This is a genomic window from Terrabacter sp. 01T434, from assembly GCF_056398545.1.
The window spans coordinates 60,235-80,021 of sequence record NZ_JBFTPP010000003.1; the positions used below are offsets into that span (position 1 = coordinate 60,235).

Annotated in this window: 22 protein-coding genes; 10 read left to right on the plus strand and 12 right to left on the minus strand. The window is 72.5% G+C overall.

Going from position 1 to position 19,787, the window contains the following annotated elements:
* Positions 1-25: 25 nt before the first annotated feature.
* Positions 26-1,726 carry an alpha/beta hydrolase gene (locus AC1DIW_RS07740; RefSeq protein WP_442277346.1) on the minus strand — a complete coding sequence of 567 codons (1,701 nt, stop codon included), beginning with the start codon at positions 1,724-1,726 and terminating at the stop codon, positions 26-28.
* A 103-nt stretch (positions 1,727-1,829) separates the two neighbouring features.
* Between AC1DIW_RS07740 and AC1DIW_RS07745 the strand changes: the two genes are divergently transcribed.
* The 5 genes from AC1DIW_RS07745 to AC1DIW_RS07765 all read left to right on the plus strand — a co-directional run bounded on the left by AC1DIW_RS07745 (position 1,830) and on the right by AC1DIW_RS07765 (position 5,043).
* The gene (locus AC1DIW_RS07745; RefSeq protein ID WP_478107149.1) at positions 1,830-2,669 is read left to right on the plus strand and encodes an alpha/beta fold hydrolase; all 840 of its coding nucleotides are present in this window, start codon (positions 1,830-1,832) and stop codon (positions 2,667-2,669) included.
* An 84-nt stretch (positions 2,670-2,753) separates the two neighbouring features.
* Entirely contained in the window at positions 2,754-3,470 is a 717-nt protein-coding gene (locus tag AC1DIW_RS07750; protein WP_478107151.1) for a DsbA family oxidoreductase, read from the plus strand.
* Positions 3,471-3,490: 20 nt separating this feature from the next.
* Positions 3,491-3,898, plus strand: a complete 408-nt coding sequence (locus tag AC1DIW_RS07755; protein ID WP_478107153.1) for an MmcQ/YjbR family DNA-binding protein — start codon at positions 3,491-3,493, stop codon at positions 3,896-3,898.
* 76 nt (positions 3,899-3,974) lie between these two features.
* On the plus strand, positions 3,975-4,217 hold the full coding sequence (locus tag AC1DIW_RS07760; RefSeq protein WP_478107155.1) for a hypothetical protein: 243 nt from the start codon (positions 3,975-3,977) through the stop codon (positions 4,215-4,217).
* A 10-nt stretch (positions 4,218-4,227) separates the two neighbouring features.
* Positions 4,228-5,043: a 2-phosphosulfolactate phosphatase gene (locus AC1DIW_RS07765; RefSeq protein WP_478107157.1), complete on the plus strand. Its 816-nt coding sequence runs from the start codon at positions 4,228-4,230 to the stop codon at positions 5,041-5,043.
* Between the two features lie 48 nt (positions 5,044-5,091).
* Here AC1DIW_RS07765 and AC1DIW_RS07770 read toward each other — a convergent pair whose 3' ends face one another.
* Entirely contained in the window at positions 5,092-5,787 is a 696-nt protein-coding gene (locus AC1DIW_RS07770; RefSeq protein ID WP_478107159.1) for a Type 1 glutamine amidotransferase-like domain-containing protein, read from the minus strand.
* A 231-nt stretch (positions 5,788-6,018) separates the two neighbouring features.
* Positions 6,019-7,401 carry an NAD(P)/FAD-dependent oxidoreductase gene (locus AC1DIW_RS07775; RefSeq protein ID WP_478107161.1) on the minus strand — a complete coding sequence of 461 codons (1,383 nt, stop codon included), beginning with the start codon at positions 7,399-7,401 and terminating at the stop codon, positions 6,019-6,021.
* Between the two features lie 152 nt (positions 7,402-7,553).
* Between AC1DIW_RS07775 and AC1DIW_RS07780 the strand changes: the two genes are divergently transcribed.
* Complete coding sequence (locus AC1DIW_RS07780) at positions 7,554-8,909, plus strand: aspartate aminotransferase family protein (RefSeq protein WP_478107163.1); 1,356 nt, start codon at positions 7,554-7,556, stop codon at positions 8,907-8,909.
* 15 nt (positions 8,910-8,924) lie between these two features.
* Here AC1DIW_RS07780 and AC1DIW_RS07785 read toward each other — a convergent pair whose 3' ends face one another.
* Positions 8,925-9,683, minus strand: coding sequence for a YqjF family protein (locus AC1DIW_RS07785; RefSeq protein ID WP_478107165.1), 759 nt, complete (start codon positions 9,681-9,683; stop codon positions 8,925-8,927).
* Positions 9,684-9,779: 96 nt separating this feature from the next.
* Here AC1DIW_RS07785 and AC1DIW_RS07790 point away from each other — a divergent pair, with 96 nt between their 5' ends.
* From AC1DIW_RS07790 to AC1DIW_RS07800, 3 genes are all read left to right on the plus strand, one after another.
* Complete coding sequence (locus AC1DIW_RS07790; RefSeq protein WP_478107167.1) at positions 9,780-10,760, plus strand: L-lactate dehydrogenase; 981 nt, start codon at positions 9,780-9,782, stop codon at positions 10,758-10,760.
* 68 nt (positions 10,761-10,828) lie between these two features.
* Positions 10,829-11,641, plus strand: coding sequence for a TetR/AcrR family transcriptional regulator (locus AC1DIW_RS07795; protein WP_478107169.1), 813 nt, complete (start codon positions 10,829-10,831; stop codon positions 11,639-11,641).
* Between the two features lie 9 nt (positions 11,642-11,650).
* Entirely contained in the window at positions 11,651-12,475 is an 825-nt protein-coding gene (locus AC1DIW_RS07800) for a thioesterase family protein (RefSeq protein WP_442277357.1), read from the plus strand.
* Positions 12,476-12,645: 170 nt separating this feature from the next.
* Here the strand turns inward: AC1DIW_RS07800 and AC1DIW_RS07805 are convergent, their stop codons facing one another.
* The 3 genes from AC1DIW_RS07805 to AC1DIW_RS07815 all read right to left on the minus strand — a co-directional run bounded on the left by AC1DIW_RS07805 (position 12,646) and on the right by AC1DIW_RS07815 (position 14,717).
* A complete protein-coding gene (locus AC1DIW_RS07805; RefSeq protein WP_442277358.1) occupies positions 12,646-13,074 on the minus strand; it encodes an OsmC family protein in 429 nt (142 codons plus the stop codon).
* Positions 13,075-13,123: 49 nt separating this feature from the next.
* Complete coding sequence (locus tag AC1DIW_RS07810; protein ID WP_478107739.1) at positions 13,124-14,113, minus strand: LLM class flavin-dependent oxidoreductase; 990 nt, start codon at positions 14,111-14,113, stop codon at positions 13,124-13,126.
* A 175-nt stretch (positions 14,114-14,288) separates the two neighbouring features.
* Positions 14,289-14,717, minus strand: coding sequence for a hypothetical protein (locus AC1DIW_RS07815; protein ID WP_478107171.1), 429 nt, complete (start codon positions 14,715-14,717; stop codon positions 14,289-14,291).
* Positions 14,718-14,732: 15 nt separating this feature from the next.
* Between AC1DIW_RS07815 and AC1DIW_RS07820 the strand changes: the two genes are divergently transcribed.
* Entirely contained in the window at positions 14,733-15,014 is a 282-nt protein-coding gene (locus AC1DIW_RS07820; RefSeq protein WP_478107173.1) for a hypothetical protein, read from the plus strand.
* Positions 15,015-15,035: 21 nt separating this feature from the next.
* Here the strand turns inward: AC1DIW_RS07820 and AC1DIW_RS07825 are convergent, their stop codons facing one another.
* From AC1DIW_RS07825 to AC1DIW_RS07845, 5 genes are all read right to left on the minus strand, one after another.
* Positions 15,036-16,250, minus strand: a complete 1,215-nt coding sequence (locus AC1DIW_RS07825; RefSeq protein ID WP_478107741.1) for a pyridoxal phosphate-dependent aminotransferase — start codon at positions 16,248-16,250, stop codon at positions 15,036-15,038.
* Positions 16,251-16,384: 134 nt separating this feature from the next.
* Complete coding sequence (locus AC1DIW_RS07830) at positions 16,385-16,981, minus strand: hypothetical protein (protein ID WP_478107175.1); 597 nt, start codon at positions 16,979-16,981, stop codon at positions 16,385-16,387.
* Between the two features lie 71 nt (positions 16,982-17,052).
* Entirely contained in the window at positions 17,053-18,621 is a 1,569-nt protein-coding gene (mptB, locus tag AC1DIW_RS07835) for a polyprenol phosphomannose-dependent alpha 1,6 mannosyltransferase MptB (RefSeq protein WP_478107177.1), read from the minus strand.
* Entirely contained in the window at positions 18,614-19,210 is a 597-nt protein-coding gene (locus tag AC1DIW_RS07840; RefSeq protein WP_442277364.1) for a histidine phosphatase family protein, read from the minus strand. Before AC1DIW_RS07840 ends, mptB begins: the two co-directional genes overlap by 8 nt.
* 1 nt (position 19,211) lies before the next feature.
* Positions 19,212-19,745, minus strand: a complete 534-nt coding sequence (locus AC1DIW_RS07845; RefSeq protein ID WP_478107179.1) for a hypothetical protein — start codon at positions 19,743-19,745, stop codon at positions 19,212-19,214.
* Positions 19,746-19,787: the final 42 nt, after the last annotated feature.

Sequence of the window (19,787 nt, forward strand, 5' to 3'; positions counted from 1 at the left end):
GAGCGTAGGCGTTGGTCACGCCGCGTCACTCGACGCGGTTGACGGTCCTCTCGATGCCCGCGACGAGCCGTGAGTAGTCGTCGGTCGGCGAGCCGCCGAGCACCGAGCCCCAGGCCGGCACGAGCTCGGGTCCGTAGCGATGGCCGTACCCGTCCGGCGGGTCGTGACCGACAGCCATGTCGGTGGTCAGCTGCCAGAACGTGACGAACGGGATCCACGTGATGTCGGGGTTGACGTCGGGGCCGCGCGGCTCCCGGAGCCAGTCGGGCTCGGCGCCGAGCAGGGCCGGGTTCCACCACACGACGGGGTCGGAGGCGTGCTGGGCGTAGACGAAGCGCGGGAAGTCCCACGCGCCGTAGTCGCGGCCGTAGGAGTCGTGGGTCAGCTGGTCACCGCTCGCCGCGAAGCGGATGTGCAGGCCGGCGTCGACGACCGGCACGATCTCGGGCGAGCCCTCGTTGCGCCGCGCCGTCAGCGACGCGGCGATGTCGGTGAAGCTCGGGGTGCCCACCCACACGCCGCCCTGCGCGCGAGCCAGCATGTCGTCGGCGTTCGCGAACGCCGCCTGCCCGCCGTAGGCCCCGAGCGACTCGCCGCCGACGACGAGCTGCGGGCGGTGGTCGGCGGGCAGCGTGCGCCACACGGCATACACCTTGTCGAAAAGCGCCTGGCCCGCCTCGCGCGGGGTGTCACGGTCGGTCATCATCGACATGGCGCTCGGCAGGTAGGAGTACTGCATGGCCGCGATGGCGCTGTCGCCGTTGCTGAGGTACTCGATCGACTGCGCCGACCAGTCGTCGACCCAGCCCGTGCCCGTCGTCGTGAAGACGGCGAGCACCCGACGGTTGAAGGCCTTGGTGCGCTGGAGCTCCGCGACGACGGCGTCGGCGACACCGGCGACCGTCCGGTCCCCGGTGCGTCCGGCATAGACCCGGATCGGCTCGATGGCGCCGCGGTCCGTGGCCGCGGTGATCTGCGCCGCCGTCGGTGCGTTCGTGACGAACATCTGGCCCTGGTAGCCGAGGCTGTCCCAGGGCTCGAGCGAGCCCGGGCCCCCGGAACGCAGTGGCGAGGTCGGTGCCGTCCGGCCGGTCGGGGCGGTGTTGACCTGCGCCGCGATCCCCGCGAAGGCCTGCATGCCGCGGTGGAAGAGGACGCTGTCGGTGACCCACGCCGTGGCCAGCGCGACGACGAGGACCGCGATGACCGTCGCGATCGTCTTGGGGAGCACGTGGCCCGCCGCCTGCGCCAGCTGGTGCGTCGCCCCCCGCAGCCCCCGGGCGACGGCGAGGAAGAGCACCGCGACGACGGCGGCGAGCGCGAGCGCCATCGCCCAGTCGAGGGGGTCGAGCGGGGCCAGCCGGACGACAGCCGCCGTGCGCGCCTGGGACCGCACGTTGGCCACGGTCAGCCCGAGGACGGCAACCGCACCGAAGACCGGCGCGGCGACGAGCAGCCAGTGCCTGGCCTCGACGCCGACGGTGACGCGCAGGTCGATGAGCCGGGCCACCCGCCGGACGACCCAGGCGACGAGTACGCCGAGCCCGTAGCCGGCCGCCGCGCACAGCCCGCTGATGAGGCCCTGGTAGTACCACGTCCGTGGGAGCAGGCTCGGGGCGGTCGAGGTGAGGAAGTAGGCGGCGCCGAAGAGCAGCCCGGTCCGCGACAGGTGCCACCAGACCCGGCCGGCGCCGGGCTGGATGCGCTGGTCGGAAACCTCGGGCATGACTCCAACAGTAGGTCGCGCCCATGTGGCGCCGCCTCGGGATTGCCACTTAGGGGACGTCCCTGACCGGACGTGGCCCCGGCACGCCGGGCAGGATGGGGGCATGGCATCGCTCGACGAACGGATCACGACCTTCAGCCGGGACGGGCTGCGCTTCGACGTGTCCGACGAGGGCCCACTGGGCGGCGACGTCGTCGTGCTGCTCCACGGCTTCCCCACCGACCGGACGAGCTGGGACCGGGTCGCCACGCGGCTGCACGAGGCCGGGCTGCGCACCCTCGCCCCCGACCAGCGCGGCTACTCCCCCGGGGCGCGGCCGTCCGACCGTGACGCCTACCGCCTCGACGAGCTCGTCGCCGACGTCCTCGCGCTCATCGACGCGACCGGCCGCGAGCGGGTCCACCTCGTCGGCCACGACTGGGGTGGCGCCATCGCCTGGCTGGTCGCGGGCAACCAGCCGACCCGCACCGCGTCCCTGACCGTCCTGTCGACCCCTCACCCGGCCGCCATGTCGCGGGCTTGGAAAACCGGCATCGACCAGAAGCGGAGGTCCTGGTACATGGCCGCCTTCCAGGTGCCGTGGGTCCCCGAGCACGCGGTGGCAGCCACCTTCCACTCCCTCCTGAACCGCAGCGGGCTGCCGGCGGAGGACCGGAGGAGGTATGCCGTCCGGCTGGCCCACGCCGACGCCCTCACCGGGCCGGTCAACTGGTACCGGGCGGCCCGGCACTCGGGTGTCGGGGCACACCGCGTCGAGGTGCCGACGACCTACGTCTGGGGCTCCCGCGACCCGTTCCTCGGCCGCACCGCCGCCGAGCTGACCCGCGAGCACGTCGGTGCCGACTACGAGTTCGTCGAGCTCGACGCAGGACACTGGCTGCCCGAGACCCGCGACGCGGAGTCCGCCACGGCGATCCTGCACCGGGTCGCACGAGCGAGCTGAACGGCATACGCCCTCGCATCCGGGGGTGACGAGCACCTCGCGCGATGCGGGGAACACGGACGCGCCCGGGTAGGTTGCACGACCGTGAAGATCGACATCTGGTCCGACATCGTGTGCCCGTTCTGCTACCTCGGCAAGCGTCGTCTCGAGGCTGCGCTGGCGCAGTTCGAGCACGCCGACGACGTCGAGGTGACGTGGCACAGCTTCGAGCTCGACCGCGGCGCAGCGCCCGTGTCCGACCTCCCCCTCGTCGACCTCGTCGCCGCCAAGTACGGCACGACCCGGGACCAGGCGGTCGCGCAGCACCGGTCCATGGCTCAGGCCGCGGCGGAGCTGGGCCTGGACTTCAACTGGGAGCAGGCCCGCTACGGCAACACCTTCGACGCGCACCGCGTCGTCCATCTCGCGGCGGAGCACGGCCTCGCCGACGCCGCCCACGAGCGGCTCATGAGGGCCTACTTCACCGACGGCCTCGCGGTCGGCGACCGCGACGTGCTCGTGCGTCTCGCCGCCGAGATCGGCCTCGACGAGGGCGTCGTGCGCGCGATGCTCGAGTCGGACGACTACGGCAACCACGTCCGCAGCGACGAGGCGACGGCCAAGATGCTCGGCATCGAGTCGGTGCCGTTCTTCGTCCTCGACCGCAAGTACGGCGTCTCGGGCGCCCAGCCTGTCGAGGTCTTCACGCAAGCGCTCGACACGGCCTGGGCCACCCGTCACGAGGTGCCCGAGCCCGTCGTGGCCGGCGGCTGCGGTGGTGGCTGCGGCGCCGGTGGCTGCGGAGGCGCCTGCAGCGCCTGACTCGCGCCTACGGTGGCCTCATGGACCATCCGCAGATGTTCGACGGCACCGACCCCTACCTCCAGCGGGTCCGCGAGATCTGCCTCGCCCTTCCCGGCGCCGACGAGAAGGTGTCGCACGGACGCCCGACCTTCTTCACCTCGAAGGTCTTCGTGACGTACGGCGGCACGGTGAAGGGCGACCACGACCCGGAGCCGCACCGACAGTCGGTCATCGTGCTGCCCGATTCCGCCGAGCGACCGGCGCTGCTCGGGGACGAGCGGTTCTACGATCCTGCCTACCTGGGCCCCTCAGGCTGGGTGGGGCTGGACCTGCGCGCCTGCGGCAGCCCGGAGGACGTCGACTGGCTGGAGGTGTCCGAGATCGTCGACGCGTCGTATCGCCTCACGGCCCCGAAGAACCTCGTGCGCGAGCTCGACGCCCGCTGATGCCACCGCCTCTTCCGACGTCCGCTATTGCCAACGGGGCGTAAGGTACGGGTCGCCGGGCCGACGAAAGGGGCACATGGGACAGCGCACCGATACCGCGGTCAGCGGATCGCGGCGCGCCGCGGTGGTGACCCTGACGGCGTCCGCACTGCTGGTCATCGGCGGCTTCGTGACGCTGCACGAGGCGGGTGATCTGCGCCTCCAGCCGCCCCCGGGCCCGTCGCCGACGTCGCCGACGTCCTCGACGTCCACGACGTCCACGACGTCCACGACGGCACCGACGTCCGTCGTCTCCGGGACCTCGCGCGCCCAGCCGTAGGTTGGGGACCATGAAGCCTTGGCACTCGCAGGACCGCCACGTGGTCCGCCTCGACTGGGGTCCGGGCGCGGCCGAGGCATTGACGGCGTATGCCGTCGCGGCAGGATCGCCCGTCTGCGCGGTCGTCGTCGACGTCCTCAGCTTCACGACGTGCGTCTCGGTCGCCGTCGATGCTGGCATCCGCGTGCATCCCTTCCGCTGGAAGGACGAGTCGGCGCCGGTGTTCGCCGACGAGCGGGGCGCCACGCTCGCCCGGCCGCGCTCCGCGACGCGGGTCGATGGCGGGGTCAGCCTGTCACCGGCCTCGATCCGCGCGGCCCGCGGCATCAGTGACCTCGTGCTGCCCTCCCCGAACGGCTCGACGATCAGCGCCGTCCTCGCCGAGGCTGGCGCCGAGGTCGTGGCGGCCTCGCTGCGCAACCGTGCTGCGGTCGCGGCCTGGCTCGTGGACTGGCTCGAGTCATCGAGCGGCGCCCGCGCCCAGCCGGCCGTGGTCGTGGTCCCGGCCGGCGAGCGCTGGCCCGACGACTCGCTGCGCCCGGCCGTGGAGGATCTCTGGGGCGCCGGCTCCGTCGTCGCGGCGCTGGCCGAGCGGCTCGAGCACCGCGGCGGCCCGCTGCTCCTCAGCCCCGAGGCCGAGGCCGCGGGAGCGGCGTGGCTCGCCGTCGAGGACAGGATCGGCGAGGCGCTGCACGCCTGCGCGAGCGGGCGGGAGCTAGTCGAGCAGGGGTGGCCGGACGACGTGGCGGTCGCTGCAGAGCTCGACGCATCGGACGTCGTGCCGGTGCTGACGGACGGCGCGTACACCCGGCACACGGCGCGGTGACGGAGGCGTGCCGTGTGCCGTGGGGCGGCCTGGCTGATCTGCCACCGCTCAGTGGCCAGCGCTGGCGGCAGCGTCACGCGTCATGAGCTGCCACGTCCCTTCGGAGATCACCTCGACCACGCCGTCCACGACCGCGATGGCCGTCTGCCCGTCGGTGATGTACGCCGGACCGGAGATGCCCTGGATCCAGCTCTCAGCCTCGGCCATGGTGTTGCCCGGCATGCCCTCGGGAGCGACGTGCGGGAAGATCGAGAAGTCGACGAGGCCCAGGGTGCTGACGTCACCGGTCGGTGGCCGCCACTGGATGAAGTCCTCGCCGACCTCGGGGGTCATCACCATGCTCCCGGCGCTCAGCCCCACCCACACCGTCTTCTCCAGCGACGGCAGCAGGTCGGTCAGCCCCGACTGCCGCATCCAGTAGGCCAGGTAGAGGACGTCCCCGCCGGCGACGAGCAGGACGTCCGCCTCCTCGACGAGGGGCACCCAGCGGTCTGCGTCGAGGCTGGGCAGCGCGGTCAGCTCCAGCACCCCGACGGACTTCCAGCCCAGGTCGACCATGGGGTTCTCGGACGTCCCGCTGATGAACTGCCAGGCCCTGGTGCCGGGGCCTGCCATGGGGTGTCCGTACATCGCAGTGGGGATGCACAGGGCCCGCGACTCGGCGATCGGCCTGTCCAGCATCCCGACGAGTGCCGCGTGGATGCTCGGGTTCGTGACTCCACTGTCAGTCAGCAGGAGCTTCATGTGTCTGGCCCTCCGGGTCATGGTGGTGTGCGGTCACTGGAACCACGAACGGCAAGGGGCGAATACGACAGGGTCCCCGACCAAGGGTGGGACATCGAGTCGCGTGATGGGGGCCATTGGTGGCACGGACCCGCTCTAGGTTGACCGCATGGCTCTGCACCTCATTCGACATGCGCACGCAGCGCCCGACGAGTCCGCCGACACGGCATACGCGACCGGTGGACGGATCCCCTACTGGCCCAAGGCGGCCCAGAAAGCCGAGGCCGCGCGCGACGGGCGGCCGGTGCGGCGCTCGGACCAGTCGGCTGACGTCATGAGGGCGGTGACGGCGTTGACCCCGAGCCACCGCAGCGGCTCCGGCTCCCAGTTGCGTGACGTGCGCCCGGCCCAGGGAAGTGAGGCGAGGTCGTCGGGGTCGTCGCCGCGGATCATCGCGGCCAGCGTGCGGCCCGCCAGCGCCGAGGTCGCCACACCGTCGCCGACGTAGCCACCGGCGAACGCCAGCCCGGTGTGCCGGTCGTGTCGCACGGAGGGGAACCAGTCGCGAGGCACACCGAGGTTGCCGCCCCAGGCGTGGCTGAACGTGACGCCCTCGAGGACGGGAAAGAGCTCGAGCAGGATCCGCTGCAGGGCTGCGTGCACGCGCTCGTCTCGGTCGAAGCGCGGCGACACCTTCGAGGCGTAGTGGTAGGGAGCACCCCTGCCGCCGAAGGCGATCCGTCCGTCACGGGTGCGTTGCCCGTAGATCGTCAGGTGCCGGTTGTCGGCGAACGTCGTGCGGTTCTCCAGTCCGATCTGAGCCCAGGTGGCGTGCGGCAGCGGCTCCGTCGCCGTCATGAGCGAATAGATCGGCGCGATGGCCCGGCGCCGGCCCGCGACGGTCGGCGTGTAGCCCTCGGTCGCGAGGACGACGTGCTCCGCTCGGACGGTGCCGTGTGCCGTGACGACTCGTCGGCTGCCCACGTCGACCGCGGCGGTGCGCTCGTGGATGACGACGCCCCGCCGCTCGACGGCGTCGGCCAGGCCGCGGACCAGCCGAGCGGGGTGGATCGCCGCACAGTGGGGCGTGAACGAGCCGCCGAGGGCATCGCGGACGCCGGCGATCGCCGTGACCTCGTGGGCGTCGAGGAGCCGGTGGTCCTCCTCGCCGAAGCCCCACCGACGATGGTCGGCAACCTCCCCCCGGACCCGTTCGAGCTGCGCCGGGTTGCGCGCGACGGCGAGGTAGCCGCCCTGGTCGAAGTGGCAGTCGATGCCCTCCGCGGAGGCGATCCGTCCGACGTCGGCCACCGTGTCGTGCAGCAGGTGCTGCATCCGCACCGCCGCGTCGCGGCCGCCCTCGGCCGCCATCCGCGTGAGCGAGGCGGGAAACAGCGCCGAGCACCAACCACCGTTGCGACCGGACGCGCCGAAGCCGGCGACCTCCTTCTCGATGACGGCCACCCGGATCGTCGGGTCCGACGTGACGAGGTGGTATGCCGTCCAGAGGCCCGTGTAGCCCGCGCCGACGACGGCGACGTCCACCTCGAGGTCGGTGGCCAGCGCGGGACGTGGCTCGATGTCGTCGATCGTGTCGTGCCAGAGGCTGAGTCCGCGGTAACCGCTCGGGGTCATGGCCGGGATCATGCCACCTGCGCGGCCCTCGAGACGACCCGGCCGTCCATGCCGTTTCACTTGAATCGGCATCAAGGACCTACGGAATCCGTGGTGCGACGAGGTTCGGACCGTGACTTCCGCCGTGCGCCCGGGCACGGCATGATGCGGTCATGAGGACCGTCGACCGCGCCCGCCTGGCCGAGCTGCACGCCCGCGAACGCGCCGCCTTCACCGCCGCCCGGCCGAGGTCCCGAGCCCTCGCCGAGCAGGCCGCGGAGCACATGCCGGGCGGTGTCCCGATGAGCTGGATGGTCAAGTGGCCCGGCGACTTCCCCGTCTTCGTCGAGAGCGCGGCCGACGCGCACTTCACCTGTGTCGACGGCATCGACCACGTCGACCTCTGCCTCGGCGACACCGGCGCGATGATGGGCCACTCCCCCGCACCCACCGTCGAAGCCGTGACCCGACAGCTCTCACGCGGGATCACGACGATGCTGCCCACCGAGGACGCGATCGAGGTGTCGACGGGTCTGGCCGAGCGCTTCGGCCTGCCCTACTGGCAGTTCACGCTGACCGCCACCGACGCCAACCGGCACGCCATCCGCTACGCCCGGCACCTGACCGGCCGCAGCAAGGTCGTCGTGCACAACTGGTGCTACCACGGCTCGGTCGACGAGGCGTTCGCGACATTGGGTCCGGAGGGGTCGACCGTGGACCGGCCCGGCAACATCGGCGCCCCGGTCGCCACGTCGGAGACCACGCGGGTCGTCGAGTTCAACGACCTCGAGGCGCTCGAGCGGGCCCTCGCGCACGGCGACGTCGCCGCGATCCTCGTCGAGCCCGCACTGACGAACATCGGCATCGTCCTGCCCGACGCCGGCTACAACGAGGGGGTCCGCGAGCTCGCGACGCGCTACGGCGCGCTGCTCATCAACGACGAGACGCACACCATCTGCGCCGGCCCGGGCGGCTACACCGGAACGCACGGACTTGCTCCCGACATGCTCGTCATCGGCAAGTCCATCGGCGGCGGAATCCCCTGCGGCACCTTCGGTTTCAGTCAGGACCTCGCCGACCGGATCGCCCGGTCGGTCGAGCTGGAGGACATCGACGTGGGCGGCATCGGCGGCACGCTCGCCGGCAACGGCCTGTCGATGGCGGCGATGAAGGCCACCCTCGAGCAGGTCATGACGCCGGCCGCCTTCGAGCACATGGTCCCGCTCGCCGACGCGTGGGCCGACGGCGTGCAGGCGGGGATCGACGCCGTCGGTGCCGCCTGGCACGTGACCCGGCTCGGCGCCCGGGCCGAGTACAACTTCTCCGGCCGCCCGTCGCACGACGGGCAGGAGGCGCACGATGCCGACGACTTCGAGCTGCAGCAGTACCTCCACCTGTACGCCCTGAACCGCGGCATCCTCCTGACGCCGTTCCACAACATGGCGCTCATGAGCCCGGCCACGACGGCCGCCGACGTCGACGCGCACACGACGATGTTCGAGGCCTGCCTGCGCGAGCTCTTCGCCTAGGGGCCGGCCCTCCGGTCAGGCCACGCGGGACGGACGCCCGAAGCGCGTGGCCACCCCGGGCGACCACAGCGCCCGCAGCCGGGGCCCGGAGGGGGTGACACCGCTCGCCCCGAGGAGGTCGTCGGCGAGATCGACGACGCCCGCGGCATACAACGGCCACGCCTCGTGCTCGTTGGGGACCCACAGCGTGCGCCCGACGACCCGGGTGTGGGCGCCCCAGCGCGCGGTGAGCCACGTCTCGAGCGGCGTGGGCTCGACCCGTTCGCCGACGCGGACGGTGAGCAGGCTGCGCAGGCCGCGGGACGGGGCGCGCCGACGGCTCTCGTACGTGACGAGGTCGCCGTCGCGGCGCAGCCGCATCCGCGCCCACGTGTACGGGATCCCGAGGCCGGCGCGCGCCGCCGCCACCACGGCCACGCGTTCGGTCTCGAGGGACCGGAAGAGCACGCCGTGGCGGCCGGCGTCGTCGACGGAGTAGAGCCGGATGTTCGTCTCGAGGAAGCTGCCCAGCCACGGCAGGCGCGGCGACGGCGCCCGCCCGAGGCGTATGCCGTCCATGACGAACGGGACGAGGGCGACGTAGGTGAGGCCGTCGACGAAGACGTCCGGCCGCGTCCCCGCCGGGAAGAGGTGGCGCACGGAGCCGGGGTCGACCGGCCAGTGCACGAAGGTCAGGTCGCGCCACACCTGGTCGAAGACCACGGGTGGCCGGAGCGGCGGGGGCTGCACCGGGTAGCCGGCCGGCAGCGGGAGGGCATCGCCGGGCAGGTCCACGACCCCATCGTCACACGCGGCGCGCCGGACCGCCGCTAGCGTGGGCAGCACCAGCCCGACAGCCAGTTCGGACGACGAGCGACGGAGGACCGGACCATGACCGCCCAGGCACCGGGAGACGGGACACGCCGCCGCACCACCAAGCTGGGGATCGTCGGGGCGGGCGCCGTCGGCGCGACCCTGGCGTATGCCGCCTTGATGCGTGGCGTCGCCAAGAACGTCGCGCTCTTCGACGTCAACGCCGCCAAGGTCCACGCCGAGGCGCTCGACCTCAGCCACGGCATCCAGTTCGTCCCGATGGCACACGTCAGCGGCTCGGACGACATCGAGGTCCTCGCCGACTCCGACGTCATCGTCTTCACGGCCGGTGCCAAGCAGAAGCCCGGCCAGTCCCGCCTCGATCTCGCCGAGTCGACCATCGGCATCATGCGGGCGATCCTGCCCCGACTCGTCGAAGTCGCCCCCGACGCCGTCCACCTCATCGTCACCAACCCGGTCGACGTCGTGACGTATGCCGCGCTCCAGGTGTCCGGGCTCCCCCCGGAGCGGCTCTTCGGCTCGGGCACGGTCCTCGACTCGTCCCGGCTGCGCTTCCTGCTCGCCGAGCACACCGGCGTCGCGGCCCAGAGCGTGCACGCCTACGTCATCGGCGAGCACGGCGACTCCGAGCTGCCGCTGTGGTCGTCCGCCTCGATCGGCTCGGTGCCGCTGCTCCAGTGGCGCACCCCGGACGGGCGCATCGCGCTCGACGAGGAGGCCCGCAGCCGCATCGCGACCGACGTCGTGCAATCGGCCTACCGGGTCATCGAGGGCAAGGGCGCCACGAACTACGCGATCGGCCTCGCGGCGACGCGGGTCATCGAGGCGGTGCTCTACGATGAGCGCCGCATCCTGCCCGTCTCGTCCCTGCTCGACGACTACTACGGCATCAGCGACGTCTGCCTCTCGGTCCCGGCGATCGTCCATGCCGGCGGGGTCGGCGACCGCATCGAGGTGCCGATGACCGACGAGGAGCTGTCGGGCCTGCGGGCCTCCGCCGAGGCCGTGCGCAGTACGGCCCGACGCTTCGGCTTCTGAGCGCGACACCGATGTCCGGCCCGGGGTCGGGTGGCGTCCGTCGCGGCACCCCGGAGCATGATGGGCCTGTGACCCGGTCCGCCGCCTCCGACGCCGCCTCCGACGCCGCCTCCGACGCCGCCTCCGACGCCGCCTCCGACGCCGCCTCCGACGCCGAGCCGACGACGAGCGCGGCGCGCGATGCGTCCGACGCCCGTGACACCCCTGCTGCCCGGGCGACCTACCACCACGGCGACCTGCGCCGCGCCCTGCTCGAGGCCGGCACGGATCTCGCCCGCGAGGGCGGTCCCGACAAGGTCATCCTGCGTGAGGCGACCCGCCGCGTCGGCGTCTCGGCCAATGCGGCCTACCGCCACTTCGCGGACCGCGACGCGCTCCTCGGCGAGGTCGTCTCCCGGGCCCAGGCCCGCGCCGCCGATGTCATCAGCGCCACGATGAACGGAGTTCCCGACGACCTCGACGCCGGCCCGCGGGCGCGAGCCCGCTTCCGTGCGGTCGGCGTCGGCTACCTGCGCTTCGCCATGGATGAGCCGGGCCTGTTCCGCGCGGCCTTCGCGGTTCCCGTCGACCTCAGCCGGGCCGCATCGGCCGAGGCTGCCGGCGAGGGTGGCCGCACTCCCTTCCAGCTGCTGTCCGACTCCCTCGACGCCATGGTCGACGCGGGAGTCATGTCCGAGCGCGAACGCCCGGGAGCCGAGCTGCTCGCCTGGTCCGCCGTGCACGGCATGGCCATGCTCGCGCTCGAGGGGCCGCTGCGCGACCTCCCGCCGGGCGCCGTCGACGAGCTCGCCCCGCGCCTGGTCCGCATGGTCGACCTCGGGCTGGGGCTCTCCGACGGGCCCGGCGGTGGCGCTTCACGGGACGCTGCACCGTCTGCCTAGGGTGGTCGCGTGACCAGCGACACCCGTGACAGCACCGCCTTCGCGCTCGACGGCGACACTCCTGCCTTCTACCGCCGGCTCGGCCCAGGACTCTATGCACCCACCGTCCACGTGCAGGGCGCGTGGCGCGACGACGAGCAGCACATGGCGCCGGTCAGCGGCATCCTCGCTCACGAGATCGACCTGCACGAGCCCCGCGAGGGCATGCAGCTCGCCCGGATCTCCTTCGACATCCTCGGCATGATCCCGGCGCGGCCGAGCCGGGTCGAGGTGCGCACGACCCGGCCGGGGCGCACCATCGAGCTCGTCGAGGCGACGCTCGTCGTCGACGACCGCCCGGTCGTGCGAGCTCACGCGTGGCGGCTCGCCGCACACGACTCCGAGCCGGTGGCCGGCGTGGAGCTCGAGGCGATCCCCGCTCCCGACGTCATGCAGCCGTGGACCGGAGCAGACACGTGGGAGGGCGGCTACATCGAGGGCCTCGAGTTCCGCGTCGACCCGGAGCGCCGACCCGGTCGGACGCGCGCCTGGATCCGGGCACTCAACCCGCTCCTCGACGGCGAGACCTGCTCTCCCACAGCAGATCTCGTGCGACTCGCCGACACGGCGAACGGCATCGCCGTGCGCGTCTCGCCCCGTGAGTGGATGTTCCCCAACGTCGACCTCAGCGTGCACCTCTTCCGCGAGCCGGTCCGCGGCTGGATCGGCTTCGACACCCGCGTGACCATGGGACCGACCGGGCTCGGACTCACCTCGACGACGCTGCACGACGAGCGCGGACCCGTGGGCCGCGCCGAGCAGATCCTCACCGTGCGCCGGTTGCCCCCGAGCTGACCCGTCCACCGCGGACGTATGCGATCCGGCGCGGCCCCGGCAAACGGCATACGTCATCGTCATCGCGACAACCGACCACATGGCGGTCTGTCGCGTCGCGGATCACCCGGGAGACACGACAACCCGCCCGGTGGCGGGTTGTCGCGTCGCCGACGGCGTGGTCGCTCGGCTCACTCGACGGTCGTCGTGACCGGCGTCCCCATCTCGACGGTGCGGCTCACCGTGCACCACTCGTCGTGCGAACGCTTGACGAGCTTGGGCAGCATCTCGCGTGCAGCGTCGCCACCGTCGCCCTCGGGGAAACGGACGCGGAAGCGCACCTCGATGTCCTGCAGGTGGTTGCCGTGCTCGTCCTTGACCTTGTCGGCCGTCACCTCGATCTCGAACTGCTCGGGCTCGGCACGGCGCGTCGTCACGGTGTCGACATCGACGGCGGTGCAGCCGGCGATGCCGGCGAGGAGCAGCTCGACCGGCGAGAGCTCGTCGGTGCCGGAGCTGAGCGTGATCGAGCCGCCTCGGTCGTTGCGCGCGGTGTAGCGGCCGACGCTGTCGCGGGTCAGCGTGACGCGGCGCAGGTCCTTCGGGTCTCTCTCGGTCATGGGGTGCAGCCTCTCAGAGGTCGGGTCTCGACGGCGCCGGGTCCGTGGCTCAGCTCCACGCGTCGGCGAGCAGCTCGTAGGAGCGCAGCCGGTCCTCGTGGTCGTGGGCGCCGCAGGTGAGGATGACCTCGTCGACGCCGGTCGCCTCGACGAAGCCGGCGAGCCCGTCGCGGACCTCGTCGGGCGTGCCGACGAGCGAGACGCGGGTCATCTCGCTCACGGCTTGGCGCTCGGCCGGCGACCACGTGCCCATGAGGCTCGCGATGTCGCCCTGCGGCTCGGGCAGGCCGGCTCGGCGCCCGGTGACGATGCCGTGGAAGCGCTGGAGCACGCTCGTGAAGAGGCGCTCCGCCTCGGCGGTCGTGTCGGCGACCATGACGTTGACGCCGGCCATCGTGCGCGGGGCGTCGAGGCCGCCGGGCTCGGTCGACGGGGTGAACCGCGACCGGTAGACCTCGAGCGCGCTCATGAGCGCTGCGGGCGCGAAGTGCGAGGCGAAGGAGTAGGGCAGGCCGAGGGCTGCGGCCACCTGGGCGCCGCCGTGGCTCGAGCCGAGGATCCAGATCGGCACGTGGGTGCCCTCACCCGGAATGGCCCGAACCTTCGCGTCGGGGTCCGGGTCGCCGAGGTAGCCGATGAGCTCCTCGACCTCGCCGGCGAAGTTCATCGCGGCGGCCTCGTTGCGGCGCAGCGCGCGCGTCGTGAACGGGTCGGTGCCGGGGGCGCGCCCGAGTCCGAGGTCGATGCGGCCGGGGTGGATCGTCGCGAGCGTGCCGAACTGCTCGGCGACGACGTAGGGCGCATGGTTCGGCAGCATGATGCCTCCGGCGCCCACACGGATCGTCTCGGTCTGGTCGGCGACGTGCCCGATGAGCACCGCCGTCGAGCTCGACGCGACGCCACGCATGTTGTGGTGCTCGGCCATCCAGTAGCGCTGGTAGCCCCACTTCTCCGCGTGGCGCGCGATGTCGACCGTCGAGGCGATGGCCTCACCGGCGGTGCCGCCGTCGAGAACGGGCACGAGGTCGAGGATGTTCAGCTGGGCTCTGGCGGCAGGACTCACGAGAGTGCCAACGGGCCACGCCGGTCGAGGTATTCCGCGCCGGCCCGGCTGCCGGCGGACGACCATTGCTCGACGGCGAGGCCCGACACGCCGCACGACACACCGGTCGGGTGCGGGGCCGTCGACCAACGGTCGTCGGTGTGCGGCGGCGTCACGGCAGCTTGAGCTGGGAGACCTGGCCGTCGTAGTCGGGGCAGAACGTCTGGATGCCCGCAGCCATGAGCTGCTTCGTCCGCAACGCCTCGCCGGTGTTGGTCAGCGGCTTGTTGTCGTCGTCCACGGCGATCTGGCCCAGCTGGACACCGCTGTTCTTCAGGGCCCAGCAGGTCGTCGTCGCGGTCTCGATGTCGTCGTTGACGGTCGCCCCGGTCACCGCCGCGCCGAGCTTCTGCGCGGCCAGGACGAAGTTCGCCTCGTCGGCGGTGATGCTCGGCCTCGCGCTCGCGACGCCGGCCGGCAGGTCCGCCAGCGTCGGGTCGGAGCCACCGCACCCGGCGAGGGCCAGCGTGACGAGGAGGGTCGCGCCGGCGGCGAGCGCGGTTCGCGGGGCCGGCCGGACGGCATACGTGCTCTCGTTCATCGTTACCCTGAACGCGTGAGCGAGCCGGATCGTCCCCGCGACACCACGGCAGCGCGGCTGGCGTCCGAGGCGCCGCTCGCCCGGGGCGCGGTCGTCGCGTCGCTGTCCGCCGTCGTCCTCGGGTTCACCTTCGTCCCGCAGCTGCTCGGTCTGGCGCTCGCAGGGCTCAGCCTGGCCCGCCGCGAGCCGGGTGGCCGCAGGCTCGCGCTCCTCGCCGTCGGGGTCAGCCTGCTGCTCACCGTCGTCTGGGGCGTCGTGATCGGCCTGCTCCTCAAGTGGTGGGCCGCCTCCCGCTGAGCGCCCCGGCGACGTCGGCGACTACTGGGAGTACGTAGAGAGGAACTTCTCGAGGCGACCCATCGCGTCCTCGAGGTCCTCGACCCGCGGGAGGAAGACGATCCGGAAGTGGTCGTGGGTGGCCCAGTTGAAACCGGTGCCGTGCACGACGAGCAGCTTCTGCTCGCGCAGCAGGTCGAGGGCGAACCGCTGGTCGTCGCGGATGTCGTAGACCTTCGGGTCGAGCCGCGGGAAGAGGTAGAGCGCTCCCTCCGGCTTGGTCACCGAGACGCCGGGGATCGCGTTGAGCATCTCCCACGCGACGTTGCGCTGCTCGAGCAGCCGGCCGCCGGGCAGGATCAGCTCGTTGATCGACTGGTAGCCGCCGAGCGCCACCTGGATCGCGTGCTGCGCGGGCACGTTGGCGCACAGCCGCATGTTGGCCAGGATGTCGAGGCCCTCGAGGTAGTTGCGCGCATGCTCCTTGGGGCCGGTGATCGCGAGCCAGCCGGAGCGGAAGCCGGCGACCCGGTAGGCCTTGGACAGGCCGTTGAAGGTCAGGCACAGCAGGTCGGGGGCGAGCGAGGCGATCGAGGTGTGCGCCGCGTCCTCGTAGAGGATCTTGTCGTAGATCTCGTCGGCCATGACGATGAGCTCGTGCTCACGCGCGACCTGCGCGATGGCCTCGAGCACCTCGCGCGGGTAGACGGCGCCGGTCGGGTTGTTGGGGTTGATGACGACGATGGCGCGGGTGCGGTCGGTGACCTTGCTCCGGATGTCGTCGATGTCGGGCGCCCAGCCGGCTTGTTCGTCGCACACGTAGTGGACGGCGTTGCCGCCGGCGAGGCTCGCAGCCGCGGTCCACAGCGGGTAGTCGGGTGCCGGGATGAGCACCTCGTCGCCGTTGTCGAGCAGGCCCTGCATCGCCATGACGATGAGCTCGCTGACGCCGTTGCCGAGGTAGATGTCCTCGACGCCGACGGCCGGGAAGTCGCGCAGCTCGTAGTGCTGCTTGACCGCCCGCCGGGCCGAGAGGATGCCCTTGCTGTCGCTGTAGCCCTGCGCCGTCGGCAGCTCCTGGATGACGTCGACGAGGATGTCCTCGGGCGCCTCGAAGCCGAACGGCGCCGGGTTGCCGATGTTGAGCTTGAGGATGCGGTGCCCCTCGTCCTCGAGCCGCTTGGCCTCGGCGAGGACGGGGCCACGGATCTCGTAACAGACGTTCTGCAGCTTCTTGCTCTGGGTGACCGCGCGCATGTGCACCAGCGTCCCATTGGCGTATGCCGTGGGCCGCGCCATTCCCACGATGTGGCCCGTGCCGTCGGTCACGCGTCCGTCGCGTCCGCCTCCGTGAGGCGGGACGGGGGGCGGGACGGGGCGGCCGTTCGGGCTCAGCGGAGGAGGCAGCCGAAGCGGCTGGCGGCACTGTGGGCCGTCAGGGACCCCACGAGCGAGGTCTCGCTCGGGGCCAGCACGTCGATCGTGAGCAGGTGGCCCTGGTCCGTCCGCGTCAGGTGCGCGTAGACGGGGAGGGTGGAGCCCTGCCGCACCCACCCGGTCTGCTCGAGGTAGCCGACGAGCTCGGCGGCTTGGGGACCCGTCGACTGCGGGTAGCCCCGGGTCACGGTCCCGTCGATGGCGTCGCGACAGGGCGGGATCTCGCTGTGCCCGAGCGGCGTCATCGTGTGGTCGAGCTCCTCGACCTGCTGGACGAGGGTCTCGTAGGCGGCGACGTCGTCGACGTGCACACGGCCCGACCAGGCCCAGGTGCCGAAGGCGATCAGCCCGACGACGAGCACGACGAAGCCGACGACCACGAGGCTACGACGCCGCCGCGTCGTGGTGACGGCCCGGGTCGGTTCGGATCCGTCGTCGGCTGCGCCCGTGGGGCGGTCGGGGCGACGCTCCGGACGACGCTCCGAGCGACGCGGACGCGGCGGTCGGCCGTCCCCGGACGGGGCCTCGTCGACGAAGCCGGAGTCACTCACCGGGACAGTGTGGGACACCGAACCGGGCGCGGCAGGACGGCACGGTCAACTGTCGCCGTTCCGTGACCGGGTCACCGCGGCGGCACGAGGGGCCGGTCGAGGTCGAGCAGGTGCCGCCAGTCGGTGCGACGGGCGGTGCGCAGCCCGCGTCGCAGCAGCAGGACGAGGACGACGAGGGCGATCGGAACCCCGACGACCGTCGTCGTCAGGCCGAGGCTGTAGCCCTCCGGCAGGGTCGCGAAGCACGCGACGGTGGCGACGAGGGCGAGGGGCAGCTCGAGGCGCTTCTGCCAGAGAGCCCCGAGCGAGACGGCGAAGAGCGGGAGCGCCCACAGGTAGTACCACCCGAGGAAGACGGGGGCGAGCACGACGACGGCGAGCATGGCCCACGCGATGCCACGCACCGGCCGCTGGCGCGCCTCGGCCGCCGCAGCCCCGTCCACGAGGCCGCCGGTGTCAGCTGGCTTGAGCGCCGCGAGCCAGATGAGCACCAGCAACAGCGCGAGGACGACCAGGGCGACGGCCCGGGCGGTCGCGATGCCGCTCTCGCGCCACTCGTCGTGGCCGAGGAGGTGCCCGACCGCCCCGACGGCGATACCGATCGCGGTGGGCAGCGACGTCCACTGCTCGTTCTTGCCCGGGGTCGCCGTCGGGTTGAGCCAGGAGAAGCCGAGCCCCGTCACCACCCCGCCGAGCACCATCGGCACGCCCGCGCAGACAGCCGTCAGCGCCCCGGCCCGCACCACCTCACCCCAACGGACGTATGCCGTGCCCTCCGTCCCCGACGCCCGTGCCGACATGGCGTGGCGTGCCCAGAGGATCGCGACGAACGGCAGGGCGATGACGGCGGTGACCTTGACCATGGCTCCGAGCGCGACGATGACGCACGCGACGGCGAACCGCCCGCGCAGGGCCAGCGCGAGACCGCCGAGGACCGCGCCGACCATGAGCGCGTCGTTGTGCGCTCCCCCGACGAAGTGGGCGCCGACGAGCGGCACCGCGACCCCCAGCCAGATGGCCCGCTCGGGCGACCAGCCGAGCCGGCGGGCCACGTCGGGCACGGCCCACGCTAGGACGACCACGCCGACGACGGCGAGCAGCCGAAGGAGCAGGAGGGCGACCCACAGCTCGCCGGAGACCGAGGCGACCGTCCGGGCCAGCAGCAGCCACACGGGGCCGTAGGGCGTCGAGCTGTCGAGCCACGTCGGAGCCGTCGACCCCCGCCACGGCGAGTCGAGCTCACGGACCACGTGGTCGTAGGGGCTGAGCCCCTGGTCCCAGAGCAGGCCCTGGGCGGCATACGAGTAGAGGTCGCGGCTGTAGAGGGGCATGGCGGCGACGAGCGGGGCGAACCACAGCGCGATCGTCACCCACCACCACCGCACCGAGACCTCGGCGTCGCGCAGGCGCCACCACGCGAGGACGAGCACCGCCATCGCGAGCACCGACACGGTGGCGAGCAGCGGGGAACCGCCGCTCCCCGACCACGACGCCACCCCCGGCCACAGCACGTGGCGGTTGGGACGCGGCAGCGCCCCCGAGCCCCACGAGGCGGCGGCGAGGACGACCCCGGCCAGGCAGCCGGCCCAGCGTGCCTGCGACACACGGGTCGACGCGCCGACGGACCGGCGCTCAGCCATGGATGACCGGTTCGTCACCCCACGCGAGCAGGCGCCACCCGGTCGCGGGCCCGCCCTCCATCGTGACGACGTGGGCGTTGTCGAGGCGCCGACCGTCGAAGAAGTCGGCGTCCAGCCCGAGCGACACCGAGCACCAGACCCGCATCGCCGCACCGTGGCTCACGGCGACGGCCGACTCGTGCCCGTCGGAGGCGATCCGTGCGATCGCCTCGTCGTAGCGCGCGAGGAAGCGGGCGCCGCTGTCGCCGCCCGGGATCGTGTGCTCCGGGTCGTCGCGCCAGCGCACCACGGCGTCGATGTAGGGCTGCCAGTCGGTCGACATCTCGTAGTTACCGGCCTGGATCTCGCGCAGGCCCGGCAGCACGACCATCTCGAGGCCCAGCATCTCGGCGAGCGGGGCCGCGGTCTGCTGGGTGCGCACGAGGTCGGAGGTGTAGATCGCCCCGAGGTCCTCGGTCCCGAGCCGGTCCGCGAGCGCCCGGGCCTGCGCCCGACCCTCGTCGGTGAGGTCGAGGCCCGGCACGGCGGTGTCGAGCTGGCGGGCGACGTTGGCGTGGGTCTGCCCGTGCCGCACGAGGAAGAGCCGCACCTCAGAGACCCTTCACCGTGACGCCGCTCAGGCACTCGACGCCCGTGCTCGGACCGGTGTGGAAGTTCTTGACGGACACCGGTGTCGCGGCACCGGCCGCGAGCTTGACGTCGACCTCCTTGCTGGCCACGTCGGACCCGTCGGACGTCTTCACGAGGAAGACCGCCACGGTGAACGTGTGCTCCTGGGAGTCGGAGTTCGTGAGCGTCCCGGTGAAGCTCCACGACTCGCCGGTGGCCCGACAGCTCGTGTCGGTGAGGCTCGACGCCGCGTCGAAGAGGCTGCCGTCGCTCGGCCCGGTCGTGGCGGCCGGGTCGGGCGCGTCGTCGCTCGGGGTGACGGGCAGGATCGTCGGCTGCAGGGGCACGCTCACCGTCGGAGCCACGGCGTCGTCGGGCGGCGGCGTCGGCTGCCCGCATCCGGCCACGGCGAGGACGAGGGCGGTGGAGAGGCCCAGCGCGACGGTCGGCACGGCATACGCCCGTGCGCCGCGGCGTCCGCGGGTGGCTGGGCGGGGTCGGCGGGGCATGGGCACGTGCGGCCCCTTCCTGTCGGGAGGTGTGCGCCGCCCATTGTG